The organism is Priestia endophytica DSM 13796, from assembly GCF_900115845.1.
Classification (GTDB): Bacteria; Bacillota; Bacilli; order Bacillales; family Bacillaceae_H; genus Bacillus_I; species Bacillus_I endophytica.
The window spans coordinates 234971-256809 of the sequence record NZ_FOXX01000001.1; the positions used below are offsets into that span (position 1 = coordinate 234971).

22 protein-coding genes and 1 other annotated feature are annotated in these 21839 nt (G+C 38.6%); all 22 genes read right to left on the reverse strand.

Annotated elements, in window-relative coordinates:
* Window positions 1-19 precede the first annotated feature (19 nt).
* Complete coding sequence (uraA, locus tag BM012_RS01145; protein WP_061801773.1) at window positions 20-1324, reverse strand: uracil permease; 1305 nt, start codon at window positions 1322-1324, stop codon at window positions 20-22.
* A gap of 129 nt (window positions 1325-1453) precedes the next feature.
* Window positions 1454-1996, reverse strand: coding sequence for a bifunctional pyr operon transcriptional regulator/uracil phosphoribosyltransferase PyrR (gene pyrR / locus BM012_RS01150; protein WP_019391747.1), 543 nt, complete (start codon window positions 1994-1996; stop codon window positions 1454-1456).
* A gap of 188 nt (window positions 1997-2184) precedes the next feature.
* The gene (locus tag BM012_RS01155) at window positions 2185-3075 is read right to left on the reverse strand and encodes an RluA family pseudouridine synthase (RefSeq protein ID WP_372491616.1); all 891 of its coding nucleotides are present in this window, start codon (window positions 3073-3075) and stop codon (window positions 2185-2187) included.
* A gap of 21 nt (window positions 3076-3096) precedes the next feature.
* Window positions 3097-3555 (reverse strand): signal peptidase II, encoded by a 459-nt coding sequence (gene lspA, locus BM012_RS01160; RefSeq protein ID WP_061801775.1) that lies wholly within the window; start codon window positions 3553-3555, stop codon window positions 3097-3099.
* 240 nt (window positions 3556-3795) lie between these two features.
* The gene (locus BM012_RS01165; protein ID WP_064504925.1) at window positions 3796-4050 is read right to left on the reverse strand and encodes a TraR/DksA C4-type zinc finger protein; all 255 of its coding nucleotides are present in this window, start codon (window positions 4048-4050) and stop codon (window positions 3796-3798) included.
* 158 nt (window positions 4051-4208) lie between these two features.
* Window positions 4209-6977, reverse strand: coding sequence for an isoleucine--tRNA ligase (ileS, locus tag BM012_RS01170; protein ID WP_061801776.1), 2769 nt, complete (start codon window positions 6975-6977; stop codon window positions 4209-4211).
* Window positions 6978-7052: 75 nt separating this feature from the next.
* Window positions 7053-7286: a binding site (T-box leader), on the reverse strand.
* A gap of 75 nt (window positions 7287-7361) precedes the next feature.
* Complete coding sequence (locus BM012_RS01175) at window positions 7362-7871, reverse strand: DivIVA domain-containing protein (protein ID WP_061801777.1); 510 nt, start codon at window positions 7869-7871, stop codon at window positions 7362-7364.
* 141 nt (window positions 7872-8012) lie between these two features.
* Entirely contained in the window at window positions 8013-8789 is a 777-nt protein-coding gene (locus BM012_RS01180; protein ID WP_061801778.1) for a YlmH family RNA-binding protein, read from the reverse strand.
* A gap of 25 nt (window positions 8790-8814) precedes the next feature.
* Window positions 8815-9084 carry a YggT family protein gene (locus BM012_RS01185; RefSeq protein ID WP_225985182.1) on the reverse strand — a complete coding sequence of 90 codons (270 nt, stop codon included), beginning with the start codon at window positions 9082-9084 and terminating at the stop codon, window positions 8815-8817.
* Entirely contained in the window at window positions 9078-9542 is a 465-nt protein-coding gene (locus BM012_RS01190; protein ID WP_061801779.1) for a cell division protein SepF, read from the reverse strand. The genes BM012_RS01185 and BM012_RS01190 overlap by 7 nt, the downstream gene beginning before the upstream one ends.
* Window positions 9543-9559: 17 nt before the next feature.
* On the reverse strand, window positions 9560-10237 hold the full coding sequence (locus BM012_RS01195; protein ID WP_061801780.1) for a YggS family pyridoxal phosphate-dependent enzyme: 678 nt from the start codon (window positions 10235-10237) through the stop codon (window positions 9560-9562).
* Window positions 10234-11064: a peptidoglycan editing factor PgeF gene (pgeF, locus tag BM012_RS01200; RefSeq protein WP_061801781.1), complete on the reverse strand. Its 831-nt coding sequence runs from the start codon at window positions 11062-11064 to the stop codon at window positions 10234-10236. Before pgeF ends, BM012_RS01195 begins: the two co-directional genes overlap by 4 nt.
* A 90-nt stretch (window positions 11065-11154) precedes the next feature.
* Window positions 11155-11412, reverse strand: a complete 258-nt coding sequence (locus BM012_RS01205) for a YlmC/YmxH family sporulation protein (RefSeq protein WP_061801782.1) — start codon at window positions 11410-11412, stop codon at window positions 11155-11157.
* 111 nt (window positions 11413-11523) lie between these two features.
* Window positions 11524-12429, reverse strand: a complete 906-nt coding sequence (sigG, locus tag BM012_RS01210) for an RNA polymerase sporulation sigma factor SigG (RefSeq protein ID WP_206765242.1) — start codon at window positions 12427-12429, stop codon at window positions 11524-11526.
* Between the two features lie 61 nt (window positions 12430-12490).
* Window positions 12491-13210 (reverse strand): RNA polymerase sporulation sigma factor SigE, encoded by a 720-nt coding sequence (gene sigE, locus BM012_RS01215; protein ID WP_019391734.1) that lies wholly within the window; start codon window positions 13208-13210, stop codon window positions 12491-12493.
* A gap of 25 nt (window positions 13211-13235) precedes the next feature.
* Window positions 13236-14147, reverse strand: a complete 912-nt coding sequence (spoIIGA, locus tag BM012_RS01220) for a sigma-E processing peptidase SpoIIGA (RefSeq protein WP_061801783.1) — start codon at window positions 14145-14147, stop codon at window positions 13236-13238.
* A gap of 184 nt (window positions 14148-14331) precedes the next feature.
* The gene (gene ftsZ, locus BM012_RS01225; protein ID WP_019391732.1) at window positions 14332-15504 is read right to left on the reverse strand and encodes a cell division protein FtsZ; all 1173 of its coding nucleotides are present in this window, start codon (window positions 15502-15504) and stop codon (window positions 14332-14334) included.
* A 36-nt stretch (window positions 15505-15540) separates the two neighbouring features.
* Window positions 15541-16869, reverse strand: coding sequence for a cell division protein FtsA (gene ftsA, locus BM012_RS01230; RefSeq protein WP_061801784.1), 1329 nt, complete (start codon window positions 16867-16869; stop codon window positions 15541-15543).
* 417 nt (window positions 16870-17286) lie between these two features.
* On the reverse strand, window positions 17287-18075 hold the full coding sequence (locus BM012_RS01235; protein WP_061801785.1) for a cell division protein FtsQ/DivIB: 789 nt from the start codon (window positions 18073-18075) through the stop codon (window positions 17287-17289).
* Window positions 18076-18386: 311 nt separating this feature from the next.
* On the reverse strand, window positions 18387-19289 hold the full coding sequence (gene murB, locus BM012_RS01240) for a UDP-N-acetylmuramate dehydrogenase (protein ID WP_061801786.1): 903 nt from the start codon (window positions 19287-19289) through the stop codon (window positions 18387-18389).
* 99 nt (window positions 19290-19388) lie between these two features.
* A complete protein-coding gene (gene murG / locus BM012_RS01245) occupies window positions 19389-20480 on the reverse strand; it encodes an undecaprenyldiphospho-muramoylpentapeptide beta-N-acetylglucosaminyltransferase (protein ID WP_061801787.1) in 1092 nt (363 codons plus the stop codon).
* 198 nt (window positions 20481-20678) lie between these two features.
* Window positions 20679-21779 carry a stage V sporulation protein E gene (gene spoVE, locus BM012_RS01250; protein ID WP_040056699.1) on the reverse strand — a complete coding sequence of 367 codons (1101 nt, stop codon included), beginning with the start codon at window positions 21777-21779 and terminating at the stop codon, window positions 20679-20681.
* Window positions 21780-21839: the final 60 nt, after the last annotated feature.

Below are 21839 nucleotides of genomic sequence, written 5' to 3' on the forward strand. Positions count from 1 at the left end.
TAGTTTAAAAGGTGTAGCTTTATACAATATTTTTTTCAATTTCAATAACTTCTGCTTGTTGTGCTTCTTGCTTTTTTTTCTCTTTCGGTAGTACAAGGTTTAAAACAACTCCGATAATCGCCGCAAGCGTCATCCCATCAAGCTCAAGCTGATGTGTAATTTTAAGCGTTGTGCCTCCAACTCCGATTACAAGGATAATGGATGAAATCACAAGGTTACGCTTATCGCTTAAATCAACTTTCTTATCAATCATCATTTGCAATCCAGATGAAGCGATAATTCCAAAGAGTAAAATTGATACGCCTCCCATTACTGGTGATGGAATGCTTGAGATAAGAGCTGAAATCTTTCCAACGAACCCGAACAAGATTGCAATTACGGCTGCTCCTCCGATAACGAACACGCTAAACACTCTTGTAATCGCCAGCACGCCGATATTTTCTCCATATGTTGTGCATGGAGGTCCACCAATTAACCCAGCAATCATTGTTGCCACTCCATCTCCTAAGATTGAGCGATGAAGACCAGGCTTTTTGATAAAGTCTTTTTCAACTACTTTGTTCAGTACAAACAAGTGACCAATATGTTCTGACAGCGTCACAATCGCAATCGGAATCATGATAAGAGCTACATGCCAAGAAAATGAAGGTGTATAAGATAGAAACGGGATAGCAAAGTCTGGCATCGCAATCCAACTTGCTTCTTGTACTTGTTTAAAATCAACCAAACCTTGTGTTAAAGCGAAGATATAGCCAACAGCAAGACCGATAAGAACCGGTATTAAGCCAAGAAATCCTTTAAAGTATGTTGAAGCAATGACTGTAACTCCTAATGTTACAAGTGCTACAAGTAAAAACTTGCCGTTGTAGTTTCCATCGCTATCATTCATTGCCATGTTTACCGCTGAGCCAGCTAAGCTAAGACCGATTACCATAATTACTGGACCAACAACAACAGGTGGTAAAAGCTTCATAATCCAATTTACGCCTGTTTTTTTAATAAGAAGAGCAACAATAGCATAAATTACACCAGCTAAGAATGTCCCAAACATCGCTCCTTGAATCCCGTCGCTTGCTTGAGCCGCAATGAGAGGCGCGATAAAGGCAAACGATGAACCAAGATATGCGGGAATTTGCCCTTTTGTAATAAGCAAAAATGTCAGTGTTCCAATTCCGCTTGAGATCAGCGCTATTGAAGGACTTAGCCCGACAAGAAATGGTACAAGCACCGTTGCTCCAAACATCGCGAACAAATGCTGTAAGCTGAGGGGCAACCATTTGCTTAAAGGTGGTTTTTCCTGTACACCAATCGTTTGTTTTTTCATCTTTTTCTCTCCTTAAATAAAAAACCTCTTTACACCGGAGGGCATAAAGAGGCGATGATAGACGTATCCTATCACACCACCTTTATGAGCCTCACAGGACTCCGTTTAAAAGGAGGTTTTTTACGTTTATTATTTTTCCATAATTGTTACTTCATCAAGTTCGTCTACTTCTTTCAACTTGACCGTTACTTTTTCACTCTTAGATGTTGGAATGTTCTTCCCAACATAGTCAGCGCGGATCGGAAGCTCTCTATGGCCTCGATCAGCGAGTACAGCAAGTTGAATTTGAGATGGTCGACCAATATCCACAAGTGCATCCATTGCAGCTCTCACTGTTCGACCTGTATAAAGGACATCATCTACAACAACGACAGTCTTGTTTGACACTTCTACAGGAATGTCAGAACCTTTTACAAGAGGTTCATTTGTTTCTGTTGCTTTTGATAAATCATCACGGTAAAGAGTAATATCAAGCTCTCCTACTGGAATCGGCTTTCCTTCGATTTGTTCAATTCGTTCAGCAAGCCTATTTGCAAGGTAAATGCCTCGTGTTTTAATGCCAACAAGAACGCATTCTTGAATGCCTTTGTTTCTTTCAATAATTTCATGAGCAATACGTGTCAACGCTCTTCTGATCGCTTGCTCATCTAGTACGTTTGCTTTAATTCCCACCTGCGTTCACCTCACTTCTTCATTCCATAAAAAAGCATCCTCTTTGTCCGTGACTGAGAGGATGCCGGGTATAGTAAGCTTGCAGATGCCTGCTGCATCTGCGGTCCGTTTCCTTCTCAGCCTCACAGGACTGATTTTAAAGGGTCTTATTTAACTACTTAAGATTATGTCATCATTATAAGAGTTTGTCAACTTCTTTTTGCTAATAAATCAAGTAAGTCGCTGAACTCTTCAGGAAGCGGTGCTTCAAACTCTTTGTATTCTCCTGTACGCGGATGATCAAATCCTAAAATGCCCGCATGTAACGCTTGTCCATCAATATCAAGAGTCTTTTTTGGTCCGTATTTTGGATCTCCAGCAAGTGGGAAGCCAATATATTTCATATGAACACGAATTTGATGTGTACGGCCTGTTTCAAGCTGACATTCTACAAAAGTGAAATCTTTAAATCTTTCGAGCACTTTGAAATGTGTAACAGCATCACGGCTGTTTTCATTTGTAACTGTCATGCTTTGACGATCTTTCTTATCGCGACCAATCGGTGCGTCAATTGTGCCGTTTTCATGAGCAATTTCTCCATGAACAATTGCTTTATATCGTCTTGTTACCGTTTTAGCAACAAGCTGACTTACTAATGACTCGTGTGCTAAATCATTTTTAGCAACCATTAAAAGGCCTGACGTATCTTTATCAATGCGATGAACGATACCTGGACGCATAACGCCATTAATACCTGAAAGGTCTTTACAATGAGCCATAAGCCCATTTACAAGCGTTCCTGACACATGACCTGGCGCAGGATGTACAACCATGCCACGCGGTTTATTTACAACAAGAACGTCTTCATCTTCATAATAAATATCTAAATCCATTTCTTCTGGAACAACATCAAGCGGCTCTGGCTCTGGAATTTCAATAATAATCGTATCATTTACTTTTACTTTGTAGTTTCCTTTAGCTTTGCTTTCATTTACTTTGACATTTCCATCTTTAATCCACTGCTGAATTTGCGTTCTTGATCCTTCAATCGCAGAAGAAAGTACTTTATCAAGCCTTTGTCCTGCTTGACTTTCTTCCATACTTAACGTAATAACTTCCATTTATTTTGACTCCTTTTTTCCATCAAATAAAGTAAACACACATACAAGAATAACCCCTATCACAAGTGCAGAATCTGCAATGTTGAAAATTGGATAGTTGTAAGAAAAAATGTATGTATCAATAAAATCGACAACTTCTTTACGTATGAGACGGTCGATAAAGTTTCCAATAGCTCCTCCAAGCATAAAAGCAAGTGCTACTTTAAGACGCGCTTCTTTTTTGCCTAGTTTTTGTATATAAACAATGATTGCTCCAATCACGATAATCGTGATGAGGTAAAAAAACCACATCTTCCCTTCTAGTATTCCCCATGCTGCTCCTCTGTTGCGATGGGATGTAATGTAAAAGAAATTTTCAATTACCGTAATGCTTTCTCCATACTCCATTTTTTGAACGACAATCCATTTTGTTAATTGATCAAGCGCAATAACAAATAGAGCAATCAAATAATACCACACAGCCGCTCCTCCTTCTCTAGTTACCTTTTCACCCTTCCTAAAAATAAGAAGAACCCTACTTCAAACCATAGGGAAAAAGGAAAAGGCTTTTCTCTGCCAGTATTTTGACGAATTTATTACCATTATGAATTTTAGCACAAGTTGTCCTCTATTTGAAATTCAAATTTAAAAATGACCTTTTTTAGCTCATAAAAAAAAGTTAGAAGCTTAAGTTCTACTTCTAACTCTTTTATCACCATTTTAATGATATATAATTTCTTCCTCCGTGCGGGCCGTTGGCAGAGCTGAAAGCTTATGATAAGGAATTTGCGCCCCTGTGCTCTCATCAACACCAAAAACACCAATTTCCAACTTTAAAAGCGCTCGTTCAACATCATCTAAATCATCTTGGATATACTGTCTAACTTGTGGGTTCGTACTAGCGGTATTTCGGTATAAACTTCGCTTAAGCTCATCACGCATTACAAGTAATTCATGTCTAATGCTCTCATACATGCTATCCCCCATCCCTGCTGTTAAAGTTGTTGTTAAGAGTAGTTATAGTGTGACCGGTTGTGACATAAAATGTGCAACACAACTTTTTCCTTAAAGACAGTAAAAAAAGCCTTTTATCCATAAAAAAACCTCCGTATAGAAACGGAGGTTTTTTATCATTATGCTTCTTTAATTTCCATACTGTCTACAATGCTTGCGCAACGGGTGCAAAGTGTTGGATGATTTTTGTTTTCTCCAACTTCTTTTGTCACTGTCCAGCAGCGTTCGCATGTTTCACCTTCAGCTTTTTCAACTGTGATCGCTACCTCATCAAAACGAGCTGCATTTTCAGGAGCTTCGTCTTTATTTCCAGCAATCTCAAGATCTGACACGATGAAAATTTGTTTCAAGTCTTCTTTAATAGAAGAAAGAAGCTCTTTTGTTGTTTCGCTTGGATATAGTGTTACTTTAGCTGTTAATGATTTACCAATCACTTTTTCATTACGAGCTACTTCAAGTGCTTTTAACACATCATCACGAAGCGTTAAGAAACTGCTCCATTTTGTTAAAAGCTCCTCTGCACCTTTTACAACAAACTCTTGAGGCATATCTGTTAGCTGTACGCTTTCTTCTTCTACAGCTGGGATATGTGCCCATACTTCGTCAGCTGTATGAGCTAAAATTGGAGATACAAGTTTTGTTAGGGCAACAAGAGAATCATAAAGAACGGTTTGAATTGCACGACGATCATGGCTGTTTTCTTCTTCAATATAAAGAATATCTTTTGCAAAATCCAGGTAGAACGAACTCATATCAATTGTGCAGAAGTTATGAACAGCTTGGTAAACAGAAGCAAATTCATAGTTATCGTAGCCTGCTTTTACGTTTTTGATGAGCTCATTTAATTTCGCCATCATGTAGCGATCAACTTCACGCAAGTTTTCCATCTCAACGCGATGTTCACTTGGATTAAAGTCTGCTAAGTTTCCTAAAAGGAAGCGGAACGTATTGCGGATTTTACGATATACTTCAGCAACTTGTTTTAAAATCTCATCTGAAACGCGTACGTCTGCTTGATAGTCAACAGATGCAACCCATAGGCGAAGAATATCTGCTCCAAGCTGCTTCATGACTTTTGCAGGTACAACAACGTTTCCGATTGATTTACTCATTTTACGTCCTTGACCATCTAGAGCAAACCCGTGGCTTAATACGCCTTTATATGGAGCTTTTCCAGTTACAGCAACAGCTGTTGAAAGAGATGAGTTGAACCAACCGCGATACTGGTCAGAACCTTCTAGGTAAAGGTCTGCTGGGCGTACAAGGTCTTCCCTTTCTTCAAGAACAGCTTGATGTGATGAACCTGAGTCAAACCAAACGTCCATGATATCTTGTTCTTTTGTAAATTCACCATTCGGGCTTCCTGGGTGTGTAAATCCTTCTGGCAGAAGTTCTTTTGCTGTACGTTCGAACCATACATTTGAACCATGTTCTCTAAATAAGTTTGATACGTGTTCAATTGTTTCATCTGTAATAATAGAGTCGCCATTTTCTGCGTAGAAAACAGGAATTGGAACACCCCATGCACGCTGACGAGAAATACACCAGTCACCACGGTCACGCACCATATTATGAAGACGAGTTTCTCCCCATTTTGGCGTCCATTCTGTCTCTTTAATTGCATCTAGTAATTCGCTGCGGAAGTCTTTAATTGATGCAAACCATTGTGCCGTTGCTCTAAAGATTGTTGGTTTCTTCGTACGCCAGTCATGCGGATATGAGTGGGTAATGAACGATAATTTTACGAGTGCTCCAACTTCTTCAAGTTTATCAACGATTGGTTTGTTCGCTTTATCATAGAATAATCCAGCAAACTCGCCTGCTTCTTCTGTCATAACCCCTTTTTCATCAACAGGGCATAGTACTTCAAGTCCGTATTTTTGACTTACGATAAAGTCATCTTCCCCATGTCCTGGTGCTGTATGAACGCATCCAGTACCAGCCTCAGTTGTAACGTGCTCACCTAGCATGATTAGGGAATCACGGCCGTATAGTGGATGTGAAGCAGTGATATTTTCAAGCTCTGCTCCTTTTAGAGTGCGCACAACTTTGTACTCATCCCACTCTACTTCTTTTGTAAACGATTCAACAAGGTCTGAAGCAATAACATACTTGCTACCGTTTACTTCAACAATGCTGTACTCAAGCGCTGGGTGAACCGAAATTCCAAGGTTAGCCGGCATTGTCCAAGGAGTTGTTGTCCAGATGACAAACTTCTCATCTGTTAGAACGCCTTTTCCGTCTTTCACATCAAAAGCGACATAGATAGATGGTGAACGTTTGTCTTGATATTCGATTTCTGCTTCCGCTAGTGCTGATTCACTTGAAGGAGACCAGTATACAGGCTTAAGACCTTTATAAATGTAGCCTTTTTTCGCCATTTCACCGAAAACGCGAATTTGCTGTGCTTCATACTGTGGCTCAAGCGTTACATATGGATTTTCCCAATCACCGCGAACCCCAAGTGCTTTAAATTGTTCACGCTGTCCATCAATTTGCTGCCAAGCGTATTCTTCACAAAGCTTGCGGAATTCAGCAATGCTCATTTCTTTACGCTTTACACCTTTTTTCGTTAGAGCTGTCTCAATTGGTAAACCGTGCGTATCCCAACCAGGTACGTATGGAGCGTGAAAACCAGCCATTGATTTATAGCGTACAATAAAGTCTTTTAACACTTTATTTAACGCATGCCCCATATGAATATCTCCATTTGCATATGGAGGTCCATCATGTAAAACGAAGAACGGACGACCTTTTGTGCGTTCCTGTACTTTTTCGTAAATACTCATTTCTTCCCATTTCTTCTGCATTTCCGGCTCGCGCTTTGGAAGATTACCACGCATTGGAAACTCTGTTTTCGGCATTAAAAGCGTTTGTTTATATTCCATTTCCTTACCTCCACTTTCTAGTCATTTCCTATAAACGCTCGTTACGGCATAAAAAAAGAAACCAACTCATCCCCATGAAGGGGCGAGAAGGTTTCCCGCGGTACCACCCTAATTGATTCGTTGACGATAGAAAAAAGTCAGCTCATCCTCTTTCACATTCTTAACGCGAATGAAACGCCATTGTTTACTATAAGTTCAACATGGAACTCCAGGGTGATGTTCATTTCTTTTTTGATATCAGGCTTACACCATCCCTGACTCGCTTGATCATAATTGAAAAGAAATTACTGTCCCTTTCTTCGTCTGTAGGGTAATCGAGCATTTTATTGAGTATTATATGATAACTCTCCTCAAGATGTCAAGATTTCTTCATAAGAAAGGCTGTTATTCGCCATTCTCTCCGTCAACATCCTCACCAGCTGCAACCATTTGGTAATCCATCATATGATCCCAGTCGTCGTTATCCAACATCTCAAGCTGTGCTTCAATAAGCATACGGAATCTTGTACGATATACTTTTGATTGCTTTTTCAGCTCTTCAATATCAAGCATAATTTTGCGAGATTTAGCAAGAGACTCATTAATAATGCGATCCGCATTTTTCTCTGCTTCTTTAATGATAAGCTTTCCTTCTTTTTGCGCATTGCGTTTAACGTCTTCTGCTGTTTCCTGCGCAATTAAAATGGATTTGTTTAGCGTTTCTTCAATGTTTGTAAAATGACCAAGCTTTTCTGTTAGTTCGTGAACTCGTTCTTCAATTTCTTTTTTCTCTCGAATAACTTGCTCATAGTCTTTAATAATTTGATCTAAAAATTCATTTACTTCATCTTCATCATATCCACGAAATCCTCTGTTGAATTCTTTATTGTGAATATCTAAAGGTGTTAAAGGCACAAGAGCCACCTCCATCAATTAAGTTCATAGTTAAATTTGTATATCTCACTACAGCGGTTTCGCTGTTACCAAATAAGGCTGATCTAAACTACACATTGTCATATTCAACATTTTACATCACATTCCTGCCTTATTTAACAATTATTTTAGTTTACCAACCGTTATTCGCCATTTTTCTTTCTTTGTCTTTCCATTAATGCTAACAACACGAGCTCGTCCATGCCCTTTTAAAGAAAGAGTATCTCCTTCATTACACTCAAAAGAAGGTTGTTCAAGTGTTTTCCAGTTCACTTTAGCATGTCCACCATTAATAAGAGTTTGAACTTTTTGCCGAGATATGTTGTGGATGGAAGAAAGAACAGCATCAAGGCGAAGTGATGAAACCGTCGTTTCTTTCAGTTCTAATTCTTCTTTGTTATCCATTACGCTGCTTAGCGGTTTGGTTTGTAACGCTACAGATGTTTTTCCCATTTTTAAAATGTTCATTTTTACAAAGGAAGACATCTCCCGAGCTACAATAAACTGAATCCGCTCTTCTCCAGCGATAATATCTCCATACTTTGAACGTCGAAGTCCAACAGACATTAGAGTGCCAAGTACGTGCCGATGCTCTAGTGTAACAAACTTTGACGCGTACTTGACCTCAAAAAGTTCAAGCTCATAGTCTTCTTCACTTGGCTCATAATAGCTTGGAAATAAAAGAGCACGCTTTCTTTCTGCCCCTTCATAGCCACCAAAAAAAGAAACCTTTACGTCCCCTTCGCTTCCGATAATTGTATGCACAATCTCCTGTTCACGGGGATCTAAAAAGTCTGTGAGCTTTGGGCTATATTGATTTAATACTTGCCCTTGCCACTCTAACACAGCGTCAACGAACTCGTGCTCTTCTTTTCTGAAATGCTGATAAAGTTCTGTCATTATACCACTCTGCTTGCTTTAAAATTTATAAAAACATCAGAAACACTTGGTGCAATCCTATGCGAGCCAAATTTAAAACGAAAAACGCTACAATTGGTGAAATATCGATCATTCCAAGCGGTGGAATGATGCGTCTAAACACTTCTAAATATGGCTCACAAATGCGCCCTAAAAACTGACCAACGGCATTTTCTCTCAAATTAGGAACCCATGACATTAATACATAAATGATTAAAGCCCATGTGTAGATTTGAATCACATTATCTAAAATATTTAATATTAACAGAGCTACCACCTCTTATTATTCGTTACTTGTTCTTCACCTACGTCACTAATTGCTCCTGTAACGTCAACGTTGTCTGGTGTGCATAGAAAAATATTCGTCCCTACTTTTTGAATATCTCCGCCTAATGCATAAACTGTTCCACTTAAAAAGTCTACAATTCGCACGCCTTGATCGCGGGAAATACGCTGCAAGTTTACTACAACTGCTTTTCGATTTTTTAAATGATCTGTAATATCCTGTGCTTCCGCATACATTCTTGGCTCAAAAAGCACAACTTTTGAAGATTTTTGTACGCTTTGAAGACTGATAACATTTTGATTTTGGCTTTGAGTTTGCGTTTGCTGTTTCATCTCTCTTGGCTCTTGCTCCCTTGGTTCTTCTTCATATCTTCTTTGCTCATATTCTTCCTCTACATATTCATCTTCTTCAAGAGCAAAAAAGTTTTTGAACTTACTTTTCATTCCCATTGCTCTACCTCTCCTTCTTAAAATTCTTTTCCAACAAGCGAGGTTCCGATACGAACAAAAGTTGCGCCTTCTTCAACAGCTATCTCATAGTCATTGCTCATGCCCATTGATAGCTCTGTGCAAGGTGCGGATGGAAGATTTAGAGCTGTAATTTTTTCTTTTAACAGTCGAAGTTCATAAAAGTAGTGTCTTAGCTTCACTTGATCTTCAATGTGCGGAGCCATTGTCATGAGGCCTATCACTTCAATTTTTTGAAAGTCTGACAGCTTCTGCACGAACGGAATAACCTCTTCTTTTTTTAAACCGTGCTTTGTTTCCTCATTCGATACATTGACTTGAATAAAGCATTTTAAAGGGTGTTCCGCTCGTTTTTCTATTTCTTTTGCAAGAGACAAACGATCTAATGAGTGAAGATAATCGATTTTATTAATAACATCTCTCACTTTACGCGTCTGCAGGGAACCAATAAAGTGCCAAACAGCTTCTTCACCAAGCGTTTCATATTTGTCTAGAAATCCTTCATTACGGTTTTCTCCTAAATGAACCACGCCAGCGTCTAGCGCTTTTTGAGCTGTTTCTTTTGAAACATACTTTGTCACAGCAACGAGTTTTACTTCGTCAATGTTTCGGTTAGCGCGCTCACACGCTGCCTTTATTTTGCTATGTATATGTGCGGCATTTTGTGCAACGTTCACAGGCTGACACTCTCCTTATATCCAATAAAACTAAACATTCTTCCTGTTTTTCCTTCATCACGGCGATGTGAAAAAAATGTTTCACTTTCACAGCTTGTACAGCGTGAGGAAAGAAGAATATTTTCTTCTGCAATTCCTGCTTGTAAAAGCAGATGCTTGTTCACTTTTTGCAAGTTCAGCGTATACTGACCTTTTTCAACTTCATTATACGCACTTCCTGCCCTATCATCTAGCACCGTTTTTACTAAATCAATAACTTCATCATTTACAATATAGCAACATTCGCCAATTGATGGTCCGATAGTAACAAAAATCTCACTCTCTAGTATTCCTTCACTTTTAAAAGAGGAAATCATCTCTCCTGCAATGTTTCCAACTGTACCACGCCATCCTGCATGAGCAAGGCCAATACAGTGATAATTCGGAGCTATAAAATATAGCGGCACACAGTCTGCGAAACAAAGCGAAAGTAAAATTGATGGATCTTTTGTATAAATACCATCACATTTTGCGATGCCGTCACTGTAGCTTTGTGTTCCTTTGCCTTTATCATTCATCGTTACTTTCTGAATATTTGTGCCATGAACTTGTTCTGCACATACCCAGCTTTCGAGTGGAAATGACAATTGTTCTGCTACAATATGACGATTTCTAACAACGTCTTTTGCACTATCATTCACATGTAGACCAAGATTTAAGCTCTCATAAGGGGGAGAACTTACTCCACCCTTTTTTGTTGTAAATCCAGCCGTTAAGTTGGCATACTTACTTTCCCACGGCTCTAACGATAAAAGGGTTTCTTTCTTACTTTTTACAAACGGTTCCATTTATTATCAATCCACACTTCCCCTTATTATAAGCATAGCTTTTTCTCATTGTAACACAGTTTGTTATCATCTGTTGACTAAAAAAGCGCTCTATTCACTAGGAAATTCAGAAGCTTTTTTGTAGCGAACTAAAATAACATCTGAGCCAATTTTTACTATACTTCGCCATGGAATAACAATTTCCTCTTCTTTTGTAAACATGCTTAACATCCGATTTGAACTTTGAATAATAATCGAATAGATTTTTCCTGTTGAAACGTCAATATCCACATCCCCAATGTTCCCTAACCGCTTTCCATCTGATACGTTCACAACGTCTTTTGCCTGAAATTCTGAGATTCGGATCATCTCTTTCTCCCCTTTATACACTTTTTATTATATATATGGGACGCGTTGTAAAAACAGAAGTTAATCCGATAAAAAAAGCGGTTAAGACTAGTCTTAACCGCTTTTTTGCGCTTAGTTCTGAATATTTTTGTTCATTTGTTTAATAGCTGCTTTTTCGAGCCTTGAAACTTGAGCTTGTGATATCCCAATTTCCTCAGCAACTTCCATTTGGGTTTTCCCTTGAAAAAACCGTTTGCGCAAAATCAATTTTTCACGCTCGTTTAATCTTCTCATTCCTTCTTTAAGGGCAATTTCTTCAATCCAGCTTGTATCTTTGTTACGATCATCACTAAGCTGATCCATTACATAGATTGGGTCGCCCCCATCATTATAAATTGGCTCAAATAGCGAGACAGGATCTTGAATCGCGTCAAGGGCAAAAACAATTTCTTCGTGTGAAACATCGAGCACTTTTGCAATTTCTTCTGCTGTTGGTTCTTTAGAAGTTTCACCAATGATTTTCTCTCTCACTTGCAACGCTTTATACGCAATATCACGCAGTGATCTTGAAACCCGTATCGGATTATTATCGCGCAGGTAGCGACGAATCTCCCCGATAATCATCGGTACGGCATATGTGGAAAATTTAACGTTTTGGCTAAGATCAAAATTATCAATAGATTTCATGAGACCGATGCATCCAACTTGAAACAAATCGTCGACATATTCGCCACGATTGTTAAACCGTTGAATGACGCTTAGCACAAGGCGCAAATTTCCGTTTACGAGCGTTTCTCTAGCGCTAGTATCACCGCTTTGCATGCTTTTAAAAAGCTTGCGCATTTCTTCATTTTTTAGTACAGGTAGTTTTGCAGTATCAACGCCGCATATTTCTACTTTGTTTCTTGCCAATGGTGACCCTCCTATCAGGAGATGATGTTCAAAATTCAGTATCTCCTTGAAAGGAAAAAATATGCACGCGGGGATGGTACGAAAAATGAGAACAAAGAGCAAAAGGGCATCGTATATACATTTCATTGTTTTTATTTCTAAATTTCAAAATATTAAAAGAAAAGCGAGAAGGCTTAATTCCTTCTCGCTACACCATTTTATTAAATTCTTTTTGCAATCTTTTAATTATCCGCTTCTCAAGTCTTGAAATATAGGACTGTGAAATTCCCAGCATATCAGCAACGTCTTTTTGAGTTTTCTCTTCATCTCCTCTTAAACCAAAGCGAAGTTCCATAATTTGTTTTTCTCGATCAGTTAATTGATGAAGAGCTTTTAAAAGCAGTTTCCGATCAACTGTTGCTTCCAAATCCTTTGTAATAATATCATCTTCTGTTCCTAAAATATCAGAGAGAAGAAGCTCATTACCGTCCCAATCAATATTTAATGGTTCATCAAACGATACTTCTGAACGAAGCTTATTATTGCGTCGCAAATACATAAGAATTTCGTTTTCAATACAGCGTGAAGCATATGTGGCAAGCTTGATTTTCTTTTCGGGATTAAATGTGTTAACTGCTTTAATAAGGCCAATTGTCCCAATGCTTATTAAGTCTTCAATATTTATCCCCGTATTTTCAAATTTACGAGCAATATACACAACAAGCCGCAAGTTACGTTCAATAAGAATCGAACGGGCTGCTTCATCTCCATTCGGAAGCTTTGTAAGCAAAACAGCTTCTTCTTCCTTAGAAAGTGGAGGCGGTAGTGCTTCGCTTCCCCCAATATAGTATACTTCATCCGTTTTTAAACCAAGCTTAATTAAGAGTTTGTACCACCATAATCGCAAGCGAATTTTATATGTAGCCATTTTTCTGCCCCTTTCTTCTCTCAAATTAAGAAACGTTTGATACAACAATCATTTTTGGATGAACAATACACTCGTACGCTTTTTCAGGTGAAAGCTCGACAGGACTTATGCCAACGAGCACTCGTTTTACTTTCATTTCTTCATCTTGATATTGAAATGTTACAAAGTCAGGCTTTAAAGCTAACAACAGCTGACTCGAACTACCAACACTTCTGTACGGAACAAAGCGAATACGGTTTGTCCATTCTACAGGTAGTTCATCATAAAGATGATCTTCATCAAGACTTGATGTTAACTCAAGAAGCTTCGAAGGTACAATTTCACTCATTAGCTCTTTTACAGCAATCATAACAGGCGTTTTTGTCAACGGCTCTGTAAGCTGGTTTCCGCTGTCAATCAGCCCTTTTGCCTCTACTCTTTGTCCATTAATATGAATTGTCACTGGAATCAATTCATCATAAAGCACTTTTCTCGTTTGCAATCCTTCCACTCTCTTTTTGGAAAAATAAAAAAGAACAGGGAATGTGAGAACAATAAAAACCCAACTTACAGGATCTCCAAAGCTTGCTGAGTGAGGAGCTGCAGCAGCTTGGAAAATAAGCGTGTCTGAGAACATAAAGTGAAGACCCATCAATCCTCCTCCAACCGTAAAAGTAGCAAAATAGAATGTTAATAAACTCTCAATCAAGTAGCGGAGGCGAACGAAACCAAAAGCAACAAGTACCATTACAACCGAAAAAGCGAGTTTTCCTCCATAGTGTTCTACAAAAGGAGCTACATCTGTAAACAAAAGAATGACAATCAATGATCCAATAAAAGCTCCAAGAAGCAATCTCCACCATTTAAATGGCCTCTTTAAAAGAACCGCACAAAGCAGCAGAAGTAGCGCATCAAATAGAAAGTTTAGTAGCCATATTAAATCAAGATAAATGGCCAACTCTGTTCCACTCCTCCCTCTTATTCTTCTTTTGTTATGAATTAGTATAAAACACTGTCCCACCAAAGTCTGTCAGTTCATGATGAGAGAAAGAAGTAATTTTGACGTTTTTTTGCTCATTTTGTTTTCTTCTCAAATAAAAAAATCCCGAGAGGATTTCCTCTCGGGATTTTTCATTTTATGCTTAACGACGACGATTGCGGTTTCGTAAGAATGTCGGAATATCTAGCGCATCATCAGATTGAGATGGCTGTGAAGAAGGACGGCTGTACTCTTGTTGAGAAGTTGGCTGTTCTTCACGCTTTGGCGCAGGCTCGCGTTTTAAAGGCTCACGCTTCGGCTGTTCACGCTCATATTTTTGCGATAGTGGGGGACGTGATTGCTGTGCTGCTTTTGTAAGATTTGAATCATCAAACCCTGTCGCAATAACTGTAACAACAATCTCATCTTTTAAACTTTCATTGATAACCGATCCGAAAATCATGTTTACTTCTTGATCTGATGCAGAAGCAACAATATCAGCAGATTCTTGGACTTCATAAAGGCTTAAGTTTGTTCCACCTGTAATGTTCATTAGAACCCCTTGCGCTCCATCAATAGATGTTTCAAGAAGCGGACTTGAAATCGCTTTTTTCGCTGCTTCCGCTGCACGATTTTCTCCTGTTGCAATTCCGATTCCCATTAAAGCAGATCCTCTGTTAGACATAATTGTTTTTACGTCTGCAAAGTCTAAGTTGATAAGACCAGGAACAGCAATTAAATCCGAGATACCTTGTACACCTTGACGAAGTACGTTATCTGCTTCACGGAATGCTTCAAGCATTGGCGTGTTTTTATCAACGATTTCAAGAAGACGGTCATTTGGAATAACAATTAGCGTATCTACCGCTTCTTTCATAGATTGAATACCGCCTGCAGCTTGTGTTGCACGTTTTTTTCCTTCAAACGTAAATGGACGTGTTACAACACCAACTGTTAAAGCACCTTCTTCTTTGGCGATTTGAGCGATAACAGGAGCAGCACCTGTTCCTGTTCCACCGCCCATACCAGCTGTAACAAATACCATGTCAGCGCCTCTTAACGCTTCTTGAATTTGCTCTTTACTTTCTTCCGCTGCTTTTTTACCAACTTCAGGATTAGCTCCAGCACCTAATCCTCTCGTTAACTTTGCACCGATTTGCATTTTCACTTCTGCTTTTGATAGATTTAAGGCTTGAGAATCTGTGTTAACAGCAATAAATTCTACACCTTGTACACCGTGTTCAATCATGCGGTTTACAGCGTTATTACCGCCGCCACCTACACCGATAACCTTTATTGTTGCTAATTGATCCACATTTGTATCAAATTCCAACATCTTAAGTTCCTCCTAATTCTAGACATTACGTTGCTTTTAATCAAAGAAATATCCGAAAAATCGTTTCATCCGATTTGATAAGTTCTTTTCATTTTTCGGCTTTTGCTTTGAATTTAAGTTTGAGTTTGAGTTTGAGTTTATTTTTGCGTTTGGTTTTGGTTTTGGCTGTTGAGGAGTCATTATTTCTTCCTCAACCATCTCTTCTTGAATAGGTGTACTAATATCCCGTCCTTGAATTTTTGCATTTTTATAGGCGAACTTTATTAGGCCAACACCTGTTGTAAAATGTGGTTCTCTTACTCCAATGTAATCAGGCATTGCAAGTCTTACATTGTTTTCAAGCACCACTTCTGCCAGTTCAAGAACTCCTGGCATAGAAGCAACACCACCTGTTAGTACATATCCTCCTGGAACATCTTTGAATCCTAAATTGTTTACTTCCTGAACAACCATATCAAAGATTTCCTCTAGTCTCGCTTCGATAATATCAGCGATTTCCAGTTGATTGAACTGCTGATGTTGATCGCTTCCAATGATGGGTACACTAAATACTTCTTCTTCTGATGCATGATCATAAAATCCATGACCGTGAGCACGCTTAATTTTTTCTGCATCTTCTGTTGAAGTTCTAAGACCAATTGAAAGGTCTTTTGTGATATGTTCCCCACCGATTGGAATAATTCCTGTAGCTTGTAAGTGTCCTTTGCTGAAAACAGAAACGGTTGTTGAGCCGCCTCCCATATCAATCATTGCGACACCAAGGTTTTTTTCATCCCGAGAAAGAGCAATTGAACCTGCTGCTAATGGTTGCAAGCAAATATCCGTAATCTCAAGTCCTGCTCTTTCTACACAGCGTAAAAAGTTATGTAACACGGTCTTCGATCCCGTAATAATCGTGCCTTCCATCTCAAGACGAACACCTAGCATTCCTCTAGGATCTGTAATCCCTTCTAGTCCGTCTACAATGAACTGTCTTGGAATAACATCGATAATCTCACGGTCAGGAGGAATAGACATAACTTGCGCTGCGTCAATAACACGTGCAATATCGCTATTCATAATTTCCCGATTCTCGCTTGAAACAGCTACAACTCCGTGACACTCTTGTAATCTTACATGGTTTCCGCTAACGCCAACAACAACGCGATGAATCTCCATACCTACCATACGCTCTGCTTGTTGGACAGCCTTCTTTATCGAATGAACGGTTTCATCTATATCAACAATCGACCCTTTTTTAAGTCCACTAGATTCCACGTTTCCAACACCAATGATATTTAGTGAATCATCACTCATTTCACCGATGATTACTTTCACACTGGATGTACCGATGTCAAGACTTACGAAAATCTCATTGCTGTTCATTCTCTGGCACCTCCCTTAACACTTCAATCCTACTTTTTTAGGAGAACAACAATTATATTTATCATATGAAACTATTCAACATATAGCTCTTTTTCCCTTTTGTGAATTGAATTTTTTTATCTTTTTTGTTTAAATAACCGTTATTTTTAATAGAGTTCGATCATAACAAGAATTTACTATTTATTGAATGTAAAAGATTCGTAAACCTATTAAATATTAGTCTACACTAATATGAACCGCTAGAAAAGTGTAACTTACGCCCAATTGGGTATTATAAAACAAAGAAAGAGTAAAAAACACCGAAAAATAAATCTACCGCATTTTCCCAGCTCTCTTCACCTATTTTGTTCCCTTTGAAACAGTAATTATAACGAGCTAATTATAGAACGATACTCCCTTTAAAAGGTTTCACTTTTCCTACTGAGCTTCTTCTGCTTCATCTTCTTTTTTATCGTCTTTAAAGTATGGATCGTAAAGTCCATCATATACTTCGAAATCAATAACTCCTGCCGCTTCTGGTCCTAACTCACTAACGATTTGTGGATAAGCTAAAATTTTCTTTGATAAATCTTCAATATTTGCCGTTACTTCAAAACCGTCATTCATATAAAGCGTGATAAACATTTTGTTTACATCTGTTGGGGTATACTCAATTTCTGAAATTGAATGTGCAATGCTGTCTGGAATTTTAATCAGTTCTTTGATCATTTCTTCCAAACGTTCGCCATTAGTCCAACCTACTAAGAGCGGTGCATCCCCATGGGTATCTTCCCCTTGATTAGATTTTAAGATCTCTCCGTTTTCTAAGATAGGGATAAATTTTCCGTCATCAGCTACGTAAGCAACACGATCATACTCTTTTACATGAATATTGATTTTGTTAGGAAAAGCCTTCTCAACAGAAGCACTCTTAATTTGCGTATTTTCTTTAATTTTTTTGCTAACATCATCTGAATCAACGCTAAAAAAGCTCGTATGTGTTGATAAATCGCTCGCTTTAATAATTTCTTTTTTGGATGTGTACTCGTTTCCTTCGACGTTAATCTTAGCCACGTTACTAAGCGACGACTGTGTGTAAAGAATAAACAAGATCAGGATAAAAAAAACGGACATATATATAATAAGTCTCCGATTAGCTCTTGATTTTCTTTGTTCCTTTAGCTTAGGTAAACGATCTTCCAAATTTACTACTTTGCGTTTATCCATTTTCATTCACCCTATATAGCTTAGTCATACAAGCAAGAGCCTGTACATATTACTAACATTATAGCACATACAGCACGCCTAAAAACGATATTCTCGCAATCGATTCTTCGTACGTGTAAGAAGATGATTGTGTTTTGTTCCTTTTATTAGAGCAAGGAAAAAGACCACTTTCTTCAAGTGATCAAAAGAATTAAAATGTTGCATCCCTCTAATTTGCGATATAAGGGAAAGCCAATTACTCACTTTCCCTTTCTTTCACACTTTCAAACAGCTTTTCTCATGTCTTTGTTCCTTTTGCTACGGTAAATGATTTAGCTCACAATTTCAACTTCTGTGTGCATTTCAATGCCTTCTTTTTCTTTTATTGTCTTTTGAATATACTTGATAAGATCAACAACATCCTGTGCTGTTGCATTTCCTGTATTCACAATAAAGTTCGCATGAAGGTCACTTACTTTTGCTCCACCGATTTCATATCCTTTTAAGCCATTCTTTTCAATGAGCTCTCCTGCATAGTTTGGAAGCGGATTTCTGAAAATACTTCCTGCACAGGGAAAATTCCATGGCTGCGTTTCTTTACGATAGTCTTTGTTCTTTTGAATTTTTTCAACAATTGCCTCGCGATTTCCTTCTTCAAGAGATAATACAGCCTGGATACAAATACCAGGACGTTCGTTTTGAAGAATAGAGTGGCGATATGAAAACTGAAGTTCATCGTTTGTTAACCATTCAATTGTTCCATCTTCAAATAAAACAAGCGCTTTTTCCAGTATCTTGGACATATCAGAACCGTGGGCTCCTGCATTCATGTAGACAGCGCCGCCTACAGAGCCTGGAATTCCCGCAGCAAACTCGAGCCCTGTAAGCCCTTTACGGCTTAGCTGTGTTGCAAGTGCGACAATGGAGTATCCTCCTCCAACTTTTACTTTTGTTCCCTCAACTGTAAGATCGCTAATATCTCGACCAAGCTTAATAACTGCTCCTTTAATTCCTTCATCAGACACAAGCAAGTTAGAGCCGCGACCAATTGCTCGCCATGGAATGTTATGTTCCTTAATAAGAGTCATTGCTTTCTCAAGACCTTGAACGCTATTTGGCTCAATAAAGAGCTCCGCAGGGCCGCCAATTTTAAGCGTTGTATGATGTGCGAGAGGCTCATGTTGAAGCACTTTTCCTACATTGTTTTCTTTTAGTTCTTGCACTAACCGTTCCATAGAATCCTCCTACATTTATCTAGCTATATACGTCCACTTTATTATATGTGGGTATTGACCTAATAGTGATTTTGACCATTTTATTAAAGGTGACAAAAGTTATTTTGTCAAGTTCTTCAAAAGCTCATAAAGAACGGTTGCTGCATGTGGCATACCTAACTTTTTCGATGCAGCTCTCATATCTTTCAGCTTTTGCTCATTAAGTAAAATTTCATCAATGGACTCAAGCAAGCGTTCGCCTGTTAAATCAGCTTCTAAGCAAAGCGTTGCTGCATCATTGTCGCTTAGTGCACGCGCATTTTTTTCCTGATGGTTATTTGTTACATACGGACTTGGGACTAAAATGCTCGGAAGTCCTAACGCAGTAATTTCTGAAAGAGTTGTTGCTCCTGCTCTTGCTACAATCAAATCAACGCCAGAAAGCACTTCTGGCATGTTATGTAAGAAAGGCTTAACAATAACATTTCCTTGCGCTCCTGCTTCTTCAAGCTGCTTCACAACTCGCTCATAGTGCACATCACCTGTCACGTATAAAAACTCGTACGGTTTTTGACCCGCTTCCTTTATAACGCTTAACAGTGCATCATTAATTGGGCGAGCTCCTCGGCTTCCTCCCACAATAAGTACACTTTTCTTATTTAAACTAAGACCAACATCTTTTTTTCCTTTTATTCCGTCCTGATTAAGTACTTCAGAAGCACGGGGATTTCCTGTCATAACCACTTTTTCACTAGGGAAAAAAGCTTCTGCCTGTTCAAAGCATACAGCTACTTTATCTACATACTTGCTTAAAAACTTATTTGTTAAACCTGGAACGCTGTTTTGTTCATGAATAACTGTTGGAACCCCAAGCTTTGAAGCAGCATAAACAACAGGGCCACACACGTATCCTCCTGTTCCAATTACAACATCTGGTTTAAATTCTTTAATATACTTTTTACTTTTAGATACACCCTTTAAAAAGCGGGCTACTGTTTTTACGTTATCAAAAGATAGCTTTCTCTTAAACCCTGAAATTTCAATTGCTCGAAAAGGAATACCTGCTCTTTTCACAATATCGCTTTCAAGTCCTTTTTCTGAGCCTATATATAAGACTTCTGTATTAGTTTCTTGTTTTTGAATTTCTCTAATAAGGGCTAAAGCCGGGTAAATATGACCACCCGTTCCCCCTCCACTTACGATTACTTTCATATCTTTCACCTCATCTGCACAACTTTTTAAATCATACCATAAAATTATATTACATAGATGATATGAAATTTACGTTTTTTAAACATTTTCTCTTCTATTATTGCATGAAATTTCTATTATAGAGACATTCCTAACTATTTTACCAAAAATAATAAGAGATAGAAAAAAAAGAACTGCTACAATTGTAGCAGTTCTTTTTTAGTAACGAGAATGTCGACTAACGTTTAGCAGCACTCCAACAGCTGCTAGCATAAGTGTTAAGGAAGATCCTCCATAGCTTAAAAACGGTAGCGTAATCCCTGTGACAGGAATTAAATTTGTTACAACCCCAATATTAATCATGACTTGTATAGCAACCATTGAAATAACCCCAATAGCTAGGAAACTCCCGTACAAGTCAGGAGCTCCAAGCGCTATCCTTACTCCTCTCCATAGAAGGAGAGCAAACAGGATGAGCACAATCGAGCCTCCAATGAAACCAAGCTCTTCTGCTAAGATAGCAAAAATGAAATCTGTTTGAGGTTCTGGCAAGTAAAAGAACTTTTGTCGACTTTGTCCAAGTCCCATCCCAAGCAAGCCGCCTGGCCCGATGGCATAGAGTGATTGGATAACCTGAAATCCACTTCCTAGCGGATCTTCCCAAGGATCAAGGAAAGACGTAATTCGCTTGATGCGATACGGTGCAGATGCAACAAGAGCAACAAAGCCTGCTACCCCAACAAGTCCTAAATAAGCAAAATGACTAATTCGGGCTCCCGCTACAAAAATCATTACAATACATGTTCCAACCATTACTGTTCCAGTCCCTAAGTCAGGCTGAAGCATAATGATGCCAAATGCTAGAAAGACGAGCCCAAGAGAAGGCATTAGTCCTTTCTTAAAAGAAGTGATCTTCTTTTGATTATCTGCTAGATATTTGGAAAGAAACGCAATCATCGCAAGCTTCATGAACTCTGAAGGCTGAATGGAAAAAGCTCCAACGCCAATCCAGCTTGTAGAGCCGTTTCGCGTCATCCCTACTCCAGGAACGAGAACAAGTACAAGAAGCACAAAGCAAATGATAATAAGGGATTTTGACCACTTCCGCCATGTCCAGTAATCAATGTTCATAATAACAAACATGGCACATACCCCAAGCCCTGCAAACAATAGCTGTCTCTTAGCAAAAAAGAACGAATCATCAAACTTGTACGAAGCCCATACAGCACTTGCACTGTACACCATAATGAGTCCAATTGTAAGCAATGAAAGAGTTAATACAATTAAAATGAAATCTGGCGTTGTTTTTTTAGTTGACAATGTAGCACACCTCTGACTACAAGAATTCAGAGCTTCTTCCTAAGGTGTGAACAGTTTTTG